The 13,935-nt window shown below is 67.3% G+C and carries 12 protein-coding genes; all 12 read left to right on the top strand.

Annotation, left to right across the window (positions count from 1 at the left end; translation table 11 throughout):
• Window positions 1-63 precede the first annotated feature (63 nt).
• Complete coding sequence (uvrA, locus tag AC4D2R_RS09340) at window positions 64-2,973, top strand: excinuclease ABC subunit UvrA (RefSeq protein ID WP_490939568.1); 2,910 nt, start codon at window positions 64-66, stop codon at window positions 2,971-2,973.
• A 59-nt stretch (window positions 2,974-3,032) separates the two neighbouring features.
• Window positions 3,033-3,704, top strand: a complete 672-nt coding sequence (locus tag AC4D2R_RS09335) for an HAD hydrolase-like protein (protein ID WP_490939566.1) — start codon at window positions 3,033-3,035, stop codon at window positions 3,702-3,704.
• Window positions 3,691-4,359 carry a lysophospholipid acyltransferase family protein gene (locus AC4D2R_RS09330; RefSeq protein ID WP_490939564.1) on the top strand — a complete coding sequence of 223 codons (669 nt, stop codon included), beginning with the start codon at window positions 3,691-3,693 and terminating at the stop codon, window positions 4,357-4,359. Before AC4D2R_RS09335 ends, AC4D2R_RS09330 begins: the two co-directional genes overlap by 14 nt.
• A gap of 67 nt (window positions 4,360-4,426) precedes the next feature.
• Window positions 4,427-6,469, top strand: a complete 2,043-nt coding sequence (uvrC, locus tag AC4D2R_RS09325) for an excinuclease ABC subunit UvrC (protein WP_490939562.1) — start codon at window positions 4,427-4,429, stop codon at window positions 6,467-6,469.
• Window positions 6,470-6,544: 75 nt separating this feature from the next.
• Complete coding sequence (rapZ, locus tag AC4D2R_RS09320; protein WP_490939560.1) at window positions 6,545-7,444, top strand: RNase adapter RapZ; 900 nt, start codon at window positions 6,545-6,547, stop codon at window positions 7,442-7,444.
• Window positions 7,444-8,475, top strand: coding sequence for a gluconeogenesis factor YvcK family protein (locus AC4D2R_RS09315; RefSeq protein WP_490939556.1), 1,032 nt, complete (start codon window positions 7,444-7,446; stop codon window positions 8,473-8,475). The genes rapZ and AC4D2R_RS09315 overlap by 1 nt, the downstream gene beginning before the upstream one ends.
• Before the next feature lie 10 nt (window positions 8,476-8,485).
• Window positions 8,486-9,466, top strand: coding sequence for a DNA-binding protein WhiA (gene whiA, locus AC4D2R_RS09310; RefSeq protein WP_490939553.1), 981 nt, complete (start codon window positions 8,486-8,488; stop codon window positions 9,464-9,466).
• 120 nt (window positions 9,467-9,586) lie between these two features.
• Window positions 9,587-10,216: a superoxide dismutase gene (locus AC4D2R_RS09305; RefSeq protein WP_490900347.1), complete on the top strand. Its 630-nt coding sequence runs from the start codon at window positions 9,587-9,589 to the stop codon at window positions 10,214-10,216.
• Window positions 10,217-10,459: 243 nt separating this feature from the next.
• A complete protein-coding gene (gap, locus tag AC4D2R_RS09300; RefSeq protein WP_490900346.1) occupies window positions 10,460-11,467 on the top strand; it encodes a type I glyceraldehyde-3-phosphate dehydrogenase in 1,008 nt (335 codons plus the stop codon).
• A 10-nt stretch (window positions 11,468-11,477) separates the two neighbouring features.
• Window positions 11,478-12,728, top strand: a complete 1,251-nt coding sequence (locus tag AC4D2R_RS09295; protein WP_490939550.1) for a phosphoglycerate kinase — start codon at window positions 11,478-11,480, stop codon at window positions 12,726-12,728.
• An 84-nt stretch (window positions 12,729-12,812) separates the two neighbouring features.
• Window positions 12,813-13,628, top strand: coding sequence for a triose-phosphate isomerase (gene tpiA, locus AC4D2R_RS09290; protein ID WP_490939548.1), 816 nt, complete (start codon window positions 12,813-12,815; stop codon window positions 13,626-13,628).
• Window positions 13,629-13,679: 51 nt separating this feature from the next.
• Window positions 13,680-13,928 carry a preprotein translocase subunit SecG gene (secG, locus tag AC4D2R_RS09285; protein ID WP_087027007.1) on the top strand — a complete coding sequence of 83 codons (249 nt, stop codon included), beginning with the start codon at window positions 13,680-13,682 and terminating at the stop codon, window positions 13,926-13,928.
• Window positions 13,929-13,935: the final 7 nt, after the last annotated feature.

The raw sequence follows: 13,935 nt of genomic DNA, 5'->3' as shown, positions 1-13,935 counted from the left end.
CGCGGCGGGAAACATCACGTATTCGAATATGTTTTCGAAGACGGTTTGAATTAGAGTAGAACGGTGTCTAAAGCCAACTCCCTGGAGCAGCACGCCTCCGACGCGCACCTCCCGGTCCACGACCTCTCCCGGCTCATCGTCAAGGGAGCCCGTGAGCACAACCTCCGCAACGTCGACCTCGACCTGCCCCGCGACGCCATCATCGTCTTCACCGGACTGTCAGGTTCGGGAAAGTCGTCGCTGGCGTTCGACACGATCTTCGCCGAGGGCCAGCGGCGCTACGTCGAGTCGCTTTCCGCCTACGCGCGCCAGTTCCTGGGCCAGGTGGACAAGCCCGACGTCGACTTCATCGAGGGCCTCTCGCCGGCGGTGTCGATCGACCAGAAGTCAACGAGCAAGAACCCGCGGTCGACGGTGGGCACAATCACCGAGATCTACGACTACATGCGCCTGCTCTGGGCGCGCGTAGGACGCCCGTACTGCCCCATCTGCGGGGAGCCGGTCACCAAGCAGACGCCCCAGCAGATCGTTGACCAGCTCCTCGAACTCGAGGAGGGGACCCGGTTCCAGATCCTCGCGCCGGTGGTGCGCGGGCGCAAGGGCGAGTTCGTCGACCTGTTCCAGGAACTGACCGCGAAGGGGTACTCGCGTGCCAAGGTCGACGGTGAGCTCATCCAGCTCAGCGACCCTCCGAAGCTCGGCAAGCAGTTCAAGCACACGATTGAGGTCATCGTCGACCGCCTCGTGGTCAAGGACGGCATCCAGCAGCGGCTGACCGACTCCGTCGAGACGGCGCTGAAGCTCGCCGAGGGCCGGGTCCTTGCCGACTTCGTCGACCTGCCCGCCGACGACTCAAAGCGGCTCCGCGCGTTCTCGGAGCACCTCGCATGCCCCAATGAGCACCCGCTGGCGATCGACGAGATCGAACCGCGCTCCTTCTCCTTCAACAACCCGTTCGGTGCCTGCCCGGCGTGCACCGGTATCGGGACGAAGCTGGAGGTGGACGAGGACCTTGTTGTCCCGAACCCCGACCTGACCCTTGCCGAAGGCGCCATCGCGCCGTGGTCCCTGGGCACGGCGACACTCGAATACTGGACGCGGCTGCTCGAGGGCCTCTCCAAGGAACTGAACTTCAGCATGGACGTGCCCTGGCGGAAGCTTCCCGACCGCGCGCGCGAGGCCGCCCTGTACGGCAAGGACCACAAGGTGGTCGTGCAGTACCGCAACCGGTTCGGCAGGGAACGCAAGTACAGCACGGGCTTTGAGGGCGCCGTGCAGTACATCCACCGCAAGCACCTCGAGACCGAGTCCGATCACGCCCGTGACCGGTACGAGGAGTACATGCGCCAGATCCCGTGCCCCGCCTGCGGCGGCGCCCGGCTTAACCCGGCCTCCCTTTCCGTGCTCATCAACGGCAAGTCGATCGCCGAGGTGGCGGCAATGCCGATGCGCGACTGCAGCGACTTCCTCAACAACCTCGTGCTCACCGGGCGAGAGGCCCAGATCGCGAACCAGGTGCTCAAGGAGATCCAGGCCCGTCTGACGTTCCTGCTCGACGTCGGGCTCGAATACCTGAACCTTGAGCGCGCGGCGGGAACGCTCTCGGGCGGCGAAGCGCAGCGCATCCGGCTCGCCACCCAGATCGGCTCGGGGCTCGTGGGGGTGCTGTATGTGCTCGATGAACCCTCGATCGGCCTGCACCAGCGCGACAACCGCCGCCTTATCGAAACCTTGATCCGGCTGCGCAACCTCGGCAACACCCTGATCGTGGTTGAGCACGACGAAGACACAATCCACGAGGCGGACTGGATCGTGGACATCGGTCCGGGCGCGGGGGAGCACGGCGGCGAGGTGGTGCACTCCGGATCCCTGGCCGACCTGCTCACCAACGAGAAGTCGATCACCGGCGACTACCTCTCCGGCCGCCGGAAGATCGAGGTGCCGGCGAAGCGGCGCAAGATCGACCGTTCACGGCAGCTAAAGGTCGTCGGGGCGTGGGAGAACAACCTGCAGAAGCTCGACGTTTCCTTCCCGCTCGGCGTGCTGACCGCGGTCACGGGCGTCAGCGGTTCGGGCAAGTCGACGCTGGTCAACGACATCCTCTACAAGGTGCTCGCCAACAAGCTCAACGGAGCGAAGCAGGTCGCGGGTCGGCACAAGCGCATCGACGGGCTCGACCACCTCGACAAGGTGATCCACGTCGACCAGAGCCCGATCGGGCGCACCCCGCGCTCGAACCCGGCCACCTACACCGGCGTGTTCGACCATATCCGGAAGCTGTTCGCGGAAACCACCGAGGCGAAGGTGCGCGGCTACCTGCCCGGGCGGTTCTCCTTCAACGTCAAGGGCGGCCGCTGCGAGGCGTGCTCGGGCGACGGAACGCTGAAGATCGAGATGAACTTCCTGCCCGACGTCTACGTGCCCTGCGAGGTCTGCCACGGCGCCCGGTACAACCGGGAAACCCTCGAGGTGCACTACAAGGGCAAGACCATCGCCGACGTCCTCGACATGCCGATCGAGGAAGCAGCCGAGTTCTTCGCGGCGTTCAGCCCCATTGCCCGCCACCTCAAGACCCTGGTCGAGGTGGGACTCGGATACGTGAGGCTCGGTCAGCCCGCCACAACGCTCTCCGGTGGTGAAGCGCAGCGGGTCAAGCTCGCCAGCGAACTGCAGAAGCGCTCGAACGGGCGCAGCGTGTACGTCCTGGACGAGCCGACCACCGGCCTCCACTTCGAGGACATCCGCAAGCTGCTGCTCGTCCTCCAGGGACTCGTCGACAAGGGCAACACGGTCATCACCATCGAGCACAACCTCGACGTGATCAAGAGCGCCGACTGGGTGATCGACCTTGGTCCCGACGGCGGTTCCGGCGGTGGCGAAGTGATCGCCACGGGCACTCCGGAGCAGGTCGCGCGCAGCGAGCGCAGCTACACGGGGACCTTCCTCGCGGAAATCTTCGCTGCCGCTGACTGAACATTCCGAAAGGAGCATACGGGTGCGGTTGGCGGGACGCGCTGTGGCAAACTTGGCCGGTGACTAATTCGCGTGTGCTTGTTCTGTTCGACCTTGACGGAACGCTTGTGGACCCGGCCGGGGCGATAACGGGCGGCATCAGCGCCGCCCTGATTGAACACGGACTCGCCGTTCCGCCGGCGCAGCTGCTCAACAGCATGGTGGGCCCTGCGCTTGTTGCCTCGCTCGGTTCGATTGCCGGTGTACCCTCGGACCGGCTCGACGCCGTCCTGGGAACCTACCGCGCGGGTTACCGCTCGACCGGCATGGCCCAGAGCCGGCCCTACCCGGGAATCGTCGACTGCGTTACGGAGCTGCGGGCCGACGGGTGCCTCGTCGCAGTAGCCACGCAAAAACCGACCTGGCTCGCCGAGGAGCTGCTCACGGTGCAGGGTATGCGGCACCTTTTCGACTCCGTCCACGGTTCGCCCCGGGACGAGCGGGCGGCGGCCGGGCTCGACGGTAAGGCCTCGATCATCGCCGCAGCCCTGTCCGAGCACGCCGGAGGCTACGGCCGCGCGGTGATGGTGGGCGACCGCTCGCACGACGTGCACGGGGCAACCGCCAACAAGCTCGACTGCATCGGAGTCGGCTGGGGGTTCGCCGGGCCGGGTGAGCTCAAGGACGCCGGAGCCACGAAGGTTGTCGACACCGCCGATGAGCTGCTGGAGGTGCTCCGTGGGCTTATATGACCTGACCCGCGGCACCACCCGGGGACTGATCGCAGGCTTGTGCCGCCCCACGGTCGAGGGCCTCGAGAAAGTTCCGGCAAACGGCGCCTTCATTGTCGCGGCGAACCACCTTTCCTTCCTCGACAGCGTCCTCATCCAGGCGCTCATGCCCCGGTCGGTTGCCTTCTTTGCCAAGGCCGAGTACTTCACCGGCACCGGAGTGAAGGGACGGCTCATGCGGTCCTTCTTCGAAGGTGTCGGGTCGATCCCGGTGGAGCGCGGCCAGCAGGCCGCCAGCGTCCAGGCGCTGAAGACCCTGCTCGAACTGCTCGAGGCGGGCAACGGGGTCGGGATCTACCCGGAGGGCACGCGCTCACGTGACGGGCGCCTTTACCGCGGCCGGACCGGGGTGGGATGGCTTGCCCTTACCACCGGCGCACCCGTTGTGCCCGTGGGGCTGATCGGGACCGATGCGCTCCAGCCCGCGGGCAAGAAGGGGATCAGCCCCCAGCACTTCACGATGCGCGTCGGCACGCCCCTCTACTTCGAGAAGACCGGGCCGGACCATTCACTGCCGGCGCGGCGCAAGGCGACCGATGCCGTCATGGACTCGATCGCCGCCCTGACCGGCCAGGAGAGTTCGGCCAGCTACAACCAGAGCAAGACCACCGACTAGGCGGGCCGATTGTCAGCGGTGAGCTGAAACGGCGGGTCCGCCGCCGTCGCAACCATAGGATTAACACGTGGCCAACCCAGCAAGCTACCGCCCCAAGACGGGCGAGATTCCGCAGGACCCCGGCGTCTACCGGTTCCGGGATGAACACGGGAGGGTTCTCTACGTCGGCAAGGCGAAGAACCTCCGCTCCCGTCTCAACTCCTACTTTGCGAACCCGCAGGGACTGATGCCGCGCACCCGCGCCATGGTGCACACCGCCGCGGGGGTCGAGTGGACCGTTGTCGGAAGCGAGCTCGAGGCCCTCCAGCTCGAATACACCTGGATCAAGGAATTCAATCCGCGGTTCAACGTCATGTTCCGCGATGACAAGTCGTACCCCTACCTGGCGGTGACGATGGGGGAGAAGTTCCCCCGCGTCCAGGTGATGCGCGGCGACAAGAAGAAGGACACGCGCTACTTCGGCCCCTTCTACCCGGCGAAGGCGATCCGCGAGACAGTCGACACCCTCCTGCGGGTCTTCCCGGTGCGCACCTGCAGCAGCGGGGTCTTCAAGCGCGCCGAACGCTCCGGCCGGCCCTGCCTCATGGGCTACATCGACAAGTGCTCGGCGCCCTGCGTCGGCAGGATTTCCCCCGAGGACCACAAGGCCCTCGCAGGGGAGTTCGTCGCGTTCATGTCCGGTGAGGCGAAGCGTTTCATCACCGGCCTCGAGCAGAAAATGGCAGCAGCGGTGGCCGAACTCGATTACGAGTCTGCCGCCCGCACCCGCGACGACATCGCCGCCCTCAAGCGGGTGTTCGAGCGCAACACGGTCGTCCTCAGCGAGGACACCGACGCCGACATCTTCGCCCTCACCGAGGACGAGCTTGAGGCCGCCGCCCAGGTGTTCCATGTGCGCGGCGGACGCATTCGGGGTCAGCGCGGCTGGGTCGTCGAGAAGGTCGAAGACATGGACACGCCCGACCTCGTCGAGCACCTGCTGCAGCAGGTGTACGGCGAGAGTGCCAGCACCGACAGGATTCCCCGCGAAGTGCTCGTTCCGGTGATGCCCAGCAACGCCGAGCAGATGCTTGAATGGCTCAAGGGCCTGCGCGGGGCACGCGTCGATGTCCGGGTGCCGATGCGCGGCGACAAGGCTACCCTGATGGGGACCGTCCAGCAGAACGCCGCCGACGCCCTGCGCCTCCACAAGAGCCGGCGGGCGGGGGACCTCACCACGAGGTCGGCCGCGCTCAGCGAACTCCAGGAAGCGCTCGAACTGCCCCAGGCGCTCATGCGCATCGAATGCTTCGACATCTCCCACGTGTCGGGGACGAACGTCGTGGCGTCGATGGTCGTTGTCGAGGACGGCCTGCCCCGCAAGTCCGACTACCGCCGCTTCGCTATCACCGGTGACGCCGCCCGCGACGACACAGCCTCCATGTACGACGTCATCTTCCGGCGGTTCCGGAACTACCTTGCCGGCGCGCCGGCGGCAGGCGCGGCGGACGACCAAGCGGACGGTCAAGTGGACGACCCAGCGGACGACCACGCATTTGACGCCGGAGCCGCCGACGACGCGGCGGCCGGGACCCCGTTTGCAGACACCACCACCCCGGCCCAGCGGAACAAGTTCGCCTACCCGCCCAACCTCGTGGTCGTTGACGGCGGCCCGCCGCAGGTGGCCGCCGCTGCCCGGGCGCTGAAGGACCTGGGAATCGACGACATCCACGTCATCGGGCTCGCCAAACGGCTGGAGGAGGTGTGGGTTCCGGACAGCGACTTCCCGGTGATCCTCCCGCGCGCGTCCGAGGGCCTGTTCCTGCTGCAGCGCATCCGGGACGAGGCGCACCGTTTCGCGATCACCTTCCACCGCCAGAAGCGCGGCAAGTCGATGACCGCCTCGGCCCTTGACGGCATCCAGGGCCTCGGCCCAGCAAAGCGCAAGGCCCTGATCAAGCAGTTCGGGTCGGTCAAGAAGCTCAAGGCGGCCACTGTCGCCGAACTGCTGGAGGTGCCCGGCATCGGGCCCGCCCTTGCCGAGACAATCCGTTCAGGACTCGCAGGGGACCCCGCCGAGGAGCTGGTGCCGTCTGTGAACCTCGCCACGGGCGAGATTCTTGATTCTTAGCTAGGCTGGGAGAAGCGCGCGCTGTCGGCGGCGTACTGATCAATTGCACGAACAACAGCTGGGACGGATGCATACATGACTGAGGCGGAAAGCCTGACTCCGGTCAAACCCACCGAATCCGAGCTGCTGGTGGTCACCGGTATGTCGGGCGCCGGCCGGAGCACCGCCGCGAACGCCCTGGAGGACCACGGCTGGTACGTTGTCGAAAACCTCCCGCCACAGATGCTTGGAACCCTCACCGAGCTGGTGGCCCGCATGCCGCAGTCCATTCCCAAGCTCGCCGTCGTCATCGACGTGCGCAGCAAGGAACTGTTCACCGACATCAAGGCGGCCCTCGCCGGGCTGCGCGCGGCAGGAGTGAACTACCGCGTCCTCTTCCTCGACGCCGACGATTCGGTCCTCGTTCGCAGGTTCGAGCAGGGGCGCCGCCCGCATCCGCTCCAGGGCGACGGGCGGATTCTCGACGGCATCGCCACGGAGCGGGAAGTGCTCAAGGAGATGAAGCACGCCTCCGACGTCGTCGTCGACACGACGGACCTCAACGTCCACGCGCTGGCAACGGCCGTCACCGAACTGTTTTCCGAGTCCGGCCCCATCGTGCTCCGGCTCAACGTCATGAGCTTCGGCTTCAAATACGGGCTGCCTGTCGACGCGAACTTCGTTGCCGACGTGCGGTTCATTCCCAACCCGCACTGGGTGCCCCAGCTGCGCCCGCAGACCGGCCTCGACGAACCGGTGCGCGACTACGTGCTCGCCGCGGCCGGTGCCGGCGACTTCATCGGCCGCTACGTCCAGGCCCTGGTGCCGGTGCTCGACGGCTACCGGCGCGAAAACAAGCACTACGCGACGATCGCCGTGGGCTGCACCGGGGGCAAGCACCGTTCGGTTGCCGTCACCGAGGAGATCGCCCAGCGGCTGGCCCAGCTTCCCGGCGTCCAGGTGGCCGCCCACCACCGCGACCTGGGGCGCGAATAATGGCTCTTTTCTCCGGGCCGCTGCCGCTGGTTCCCGTGCCCAACGCCAACCGGTCGGGCGCCCAAAGCCACGAGAACGCGCCCTCGGTTGTCGCCCTCGGGGGAGGGCACGGGCTCTCCGCATCGCTTTCCGCCCTCCGCCTTCTCACCCGGGACCTCACCGCCGTCGTCACCGTTGCCGACGACGGCGGATCCTCGGGCAGGCTGCGCCGCGAACTGGGCGTCCTTCCGCCCGGGGACCTGCGCATGGCCCTTGCCGCGCTGTGCGACGACACCGACTGGGGCCGCACCTGGCGCGATGTGATGCAGCACCGCTTCACCTCAACCGAGGGCGTCGAGGGCTCGCTCGACAACCACGCGCTCGGCAACCTGCTGATCGTCACGCTGTGGGAGCTCCTGGGCGACCCCGTCGCCGGGCTCCAGTGGGCCGGTGCCCTCCTCGGGGCCCGCGGCAAGGTGCTCCCCATGGCGAGCGTTCCCCTCACCATCGAGGGCGACATCCTGACGGAGACGGACGGCCAGCTGCGCCTGAAGACGATCGTCGGGCAGGCGCAGCTGGCCGTGGCCGCCGAGCAGGGAAACGTCAGCGGCGTGCGGCTGCGCCCGGAATCGGCCCCGGCCTGCAAGGACGCCCTGGAGGCCATCGAACTGGCCGACTGGGTGATCCTCGGCCCCGGATCCTGGTACACCTCGGTGCTGCCCCACCTGCTGCTCCCGGAGCTCCGCGACGCCCTGTGCCGGACCTCCGCCAAACGGTGCCTCACCATGAACATGAGCAACGAAACAAAGGAAACCCAGGGCATGACGGCGGCGGACCATCTCGCGGTCATCAGGCGGTATGCGCCGGACTTCACCGTGGACGTCGTACTGGCCGATCCGGCGGTCGTGGGGGACCGCGGCCAGTTCGAGGCAGCGGTCGCGGAGATGGGGGGCCGCGCCGTTCTGGGTAAAGTGGGATCGTCATCGGGTAAGCCCGTGCACGACCCGCTGCGGCTCGCCACGGCTTATCACGATATTTTTGGGGAGAACTAGGAGTGTACTTGTGGCGCTGACTGCGGACGTCAAAGAGGAGCTCTCGCACCTCGAAGTGAAGAAGTCCTCGGTCCGGAAAGCCGAGGTTTCTGCGTTGCTCCGGTTCGCCGGCGGGCTGCACATCATCTCCGGACGGATCGTCATCGAGGCCGAGGTGGACCTCGCCTCAACGGCGCGCAGAATCCGCGCCGCGATCGCGGAGGTGTACGGGCACAACAGCGAAATCATTGTTGTCTCCGGCGGCGGCCTGCGCCGCGGCAACCGGTACGTGGTGCGCGTGGTGCGCGACGGCGAGTCCCTCGCCCGCCAGACCGGCCTGCTCGACACCCGCGGGCGCCCGGTGCGCGGCCTGCCCTCGGCCGTGGTGAACGGTTCGGCGGCGGACGCTGAAGCGGTCTGGCGCGGGGCGTTCCTCGCGCACGGTTCGCTCACCGAACCGGGACGCTCGTCCTCACTCGAAGTGACGTGCCCCGGTCCCGAGTCGGCGCTCGCGCTGGTCGGTGCCGCACGGCGGCTCGGCATTGCGGCGAAGGCGCGCGAAGTGCGCGGGGTCGACCGCGTCGTCATCCGCGACGGCGACACGATCGCCGCCCTGCTCACCCGGATGGGCGCCCACGACGCGCTCATGGTCTGGGAGGAGCGGCGGATGCGCAAGGAAGTGCGTGCGACGGCTAACCGGCTGGCGAACTTCGATGACGCCAACCTGCGCCGGTCGGCGCAGGCCGCAGTGGCGGCCGGCGCCAGGGTGGAGCGGGCCCTCGAGATCCTCGGCGAATCGGTTCCGGAGCACCTGCGGTACGCCGGAGAACTGCGGGTGGGCCACAAGCAGGCGAGCCTCGACGAGCTCGGACGGCTGGCCGACCCGCCCATGACGAAGGACGCCATCGCCGGCCGGATCCGCAGGCTGCTGGCCATGGCCGACAAGCGCGCTGTGGAGATCGGCATCCCCGCCACCGACGCCAATGTCACTGCCGACATGCTGGAGGAGTGAATAGTTGCATAGGATGGAACAGCAAGCCCGCTGTTCTGCTGCGGGACACCGGCGGTTCCCCCCGACACCCTGGGGCCGGAAAGCGCCGGCGGCACGGTAAATCATTAGATGGAGGATTTCGTGAGCCAGTACGTACTGCCCGACCTAGATTACGACTACGCTGCCCTTGAGCCGCACATCTCAGCACGCATCATGGAGCTGCACCACAGCAAGCACCACGCCACCTACGTCAAGGGCGCCAACGACGCCCTCGCACAGCTCGCAGAAGCGCGCGAGAAGGGCGAGTTCGGGAACATCCCGAAGCTTTCGAAGGACCTCGCCTTCCACCTCGGCGGCCACACGAACCACTCAATCTTCTGGAAGAACCTCTCCCCGGACGGAGGCGACCTTCCCACCGGTGAGCTTGCCGCGGCACTCGATGACTCCTTTGGCTCCTTCGAGGCGTTCCGCGGGCACTTCAGCGCCGCGGCGATCAGCCTCCAAGGCTCCGGCTGGGCGGTGCTCGCCTACGAGCCCCTCGGCGGCAACATCGTCATCGAGCAGCTCTACGACCAGCAGGGAAACATCCCCGTGGGAACCATCCCGCTGCTCATGCTCGACATGTGGGAGCACGCCTTCTACCTCGACTATGTCAACGTGAAAGCCGACTACGTCAAGGCGTTCTGGAACATCGTGAACTGGGAGGACGTCCAGGCCCGCTTCGAGCGCGCCCGGTCCGGGGCCTCGAGCCTCGTCGTCCCCGGTTCCTAGCACTTCCGGGGAACCGCAGGCAAGGCGCAGGTCCGCGAGACCCGCGGCTGCGCTGTAGGTAGAGTTGAGCCGGGCGGGGGCGATGGCGTCCGCCCGGCGCGAACCGAAGCAAGAACCTCGACCTGCGATTCCGGCAGGTCGATTCAGATTTTCCGCACATGGGCGTGCGGGCGTGTTACCACGCCGGCCCAGCCATATGCGTCCGGGGACCGGCAAGACCACCTAACAAGGAGATGGAAACCAGTGACTACTCGTATTGGAATCAACGGTTTTGGCCGGATTGGCCGCAACTACTTCCGGGCCGTGCTCGCACAGGGCGCCGACCTGGAGATCGTGGCGGTCAACGACCTCACCAGCCCCGAGGCCCTCGCCCACCTGCTGAAATACGACTCCGTGGCCGGGCGCCTGGGAGTCAGCGTCGAAGCCGACGGCGGCGACCTCGTCGTGGACGGCAAGCGCATCAAGGTCCTTGCCGAGCGCGACCCCGCGAACCTGCCCTGGGCCGATTTGAATGTCGACATCGTCATCGAATCCACGGGCTTCTTCACCAAGGCCGCCGATGCGCAGAAGCACATCGACGCCGGCGCAAAGAAGGTCCTGATCTCGGCTCCCGCCTCCGACGAGGACTTCACCGTTGTCCTCGGCGTCAACGACGGCGACTACGATCCGGCGAACCACAACATCATCTCGAACGCCTCCTGCACCACCAACTGCCTCGGCCCGCTGGCCAAGGTCCTCCAGGACTCCTTCGGCATCGAGCGCGGACTCATGACCACGGTCCACGCCTACACGGCCGACCAGAACCTGCAGGACGGCCCGCACAAGGACCTCCGCCGCGCCCGCGCCGCCGGAATCAACATGGTCCCCACCTCCACCGGTGCCGCCAAGGCCATCGGCCTGGTCCTGCCCGAGCTCAAGGGCAAGCTCGACGGCTACGCGATCCGCGTCCCGGTCCCCACCGGCTCGGCAACCGACCTCACCGTCACCCTCGGCCGCGAGGTCACCGTCGAAGAGGTCAACGCAGCCTACAAGGCCGCCGCGGAAGGCCCCCTGAAGGGCTACCTCACCTACACCGAAGACCCCATCGTCTCCTCGGACATCGTCGGCGACCCGGCCTCGTCGATCTTCGACTCCGGGCTGACCAAGGTCATCGGCAACCAGGTCAAGGTTGTCTCCTGGTACGACAACGAGTGGGGCTACTCCAACCGCCTGGTCGACCTCACCGAAATCGTCGCCTCGAAGCTCTCCTGACGGCCGCGCCGTGAGCTACGCATCGATTGACGACCTGCTGGCGGAAGGCGTCAGGGGCCGGCGCGTCCTCGTGCGCTCCGACCTCAACGTCCCGCTCGACGGCCCGGACGCGGCACGCCGCGTGACCGACGACGGGCGCCTCCGCGCGTCCCTGCCCGTGCTGCGCAAGCTCAGCCAGGCGGGGGCCGCGGTCATCGTCACCGCCCACCTGGGCAGGCCGAAAGGCGCTCCCGAGGAAAAGTACTCGCTGCGGCCCGCCGTGGACCGGCTGGCCGAGCTCGCCGATTTTCCGGTGAGCCTGGCCGGTGACACGACCGGACCCGCGGCGCAGGCTGCGGCGGAGGCGCTGCAGGACGGTCAGGTGCTCGTGCTGGAGAACGTCCGCTTCGACCCCCGGGAGACAAGCAAGGACGAGGCCGAACGCCGCGCCCTTGCCGCGGAGTTCGTGCAGCTCACCGGGGACACCGGCGCCTACGTGAACGACGCGTTCGGTGCCGTCCACCGCAAGCATGCGAGCGTCTACGACATCGCTTCGCTGCTGCCCGCCTACCAGGGGGACCTGGTCCGGGCGGAGGTCGAAGTGCTGCAGCGGCTCACCACGGCCCCCGAGCGGCCCTTCGTCGTCGTGCTGGGCGGGTCCAAGGTCTCCGACAAGCTCGCGGTGATCGAGAACCTGCTGGGCAAGGCGGACCGGCTGCTGATCGGCGGCGGAATGGTCTTCACCTTCCTCGCCGCCCAGGGCCACAAGGTCGGCGCGAGCCTCCTCGAAGAGGATCAGCTCGACACGGTGCGCGGCTACCTGGCGCGCGCCTCCGAAGCGGGAAGCGAGTTCGTCCTGCCCACCGACATCGTGGTGGCCGAGAAGTTCGCTGCCGACGCCGGGCACGGGGTGGTGGCGGCCGACGCCATCGAATCCGGCCCCTACGGCGCCGGCGGCCTCGGGCTCGACATCGGGCCGGTCTCCGGAACCGACTTCGCCGCCCACATCGCCGCGGCCAAGACCGTGTTCTGGAACGGCCCCATGGGCGTGTTCGAGTTCCCTGTATTCGCCGGCGGCACCAGGGCCGTTGCACAGGCCCTGGTCGACGCGCAGCAGGCAGGCGCGCTCACGGTGGTCGGCGGCGGCGACTCGGCGGCGGCCGTCCGGGGCCTCGGTTTCGACGACTCGCAGTTCGGGCACATTTCGACCGGCGGCGGAGCCAGCCTGGAGTACCTTGAAGGCAAGGAACTTCCGGGACTGACCGCCCTCGAGCGCTCCTAGCCCGGCCTGCCCCTGCCCGCGGGACGCCATCCAGCGTCCCGCGGGCAGAATCAGGCAGAACAACGAACGAAAACGGAGATCGACATGACAACCTCGACGAACGGCGTGTTCGACCGGCGCCCGCTGATCGCAGGGAACTGGAAAATGAACCTGGACCATGTTCAGGGCATCACCTTCCTGCAGAAGCTCGCCTGGACCCTCGATGACGCGAACCACGACTACGCCCGGGTGGAGGTTTCGGTCTTCCCGCCCTTCACCGACCTGCGCGGGGTACAGACCCTGGTCAAGGGCGACGACCTGGCCGTGGTCTACGGCGCCCAGGACCTTTCGCCGCACGACTCCGGCGCCTACACGGGCGACATCTCGGGCCAGTTCCTCAGCCGCCTGGCCTGCACGTACGCGCTGGTGGGCCACTCCGAACGCCGCACCATCCATGCCGAGCCCGACGAGCTGATCAATTCGAAGGTGCACGCCGCCTACCGGCACAACCTCGTCCCGGTGCTCTGCGTGGGCGAGGGGCTCGAGGTCCGGAAGGCAGGCATCCACGTCGAACACACGCTTGAGCAACTGCGCAAGGGCGTAGCGGGCCTCAGCCCGGAGCAGGCCGCCAGCCTCGTTGTCGCCTACGAGCCGGTCTGGGCCATCGGAACTGGTGAGGTCGCGGGCCCCGGCGACGCCCAGGAGATGTGCGCGGCCCTCCGCGCCGAGCTGGCAACCCTGTTCGAAACAGCGACGGCCGACAAGATCCGGCTGCTGTACGGCGGATCGGTCAAGGCGGCCAACGCCGGGACAATTCTCAAGGAGCGCGACGTCGACGGCGTGCTTGTCGGCGGCGCGAGCCTCGACGTCTCGGAGTTTGCTAGTATTGTCAGGTTCGAACAGCACCTGGTGACAGGCTAGTTACTCGCGGACGCCCGCGCCCGCGCGGGTCATCAGCCTTGAAAGGGCACAGTGGAAATTCTTCGAATCATCCTGCTCGTACTGCTGGGGATCACCAGCCTGCTTTTGACCCTGCTGATCCTGCTCCACAAGGGCCGCGGCGGCGGTATGTCCGACATGTTCGGCGGAGGAATGACCTCGAGCATGGGCTCCTCCGGCGTCGCTGAGCGGAACCTCAACCGGTTCACCGTTGCGCTGGGCCTCGCCTGGGGCGTGGTGATCGTTGCGCTCGGGCTGATCCAGCGCTTCGCCGACTCCTAGGACTTTC

The sequence above is a fragment of the Arthrobacter sp. TJ-217 genome, from assembly GCF_058269255.1.
The sequence above is the reverse complement of the archived record's forward strand: the minus strand, read 5'-3'. Positions and strand labels throughout refer to the sequence as shown.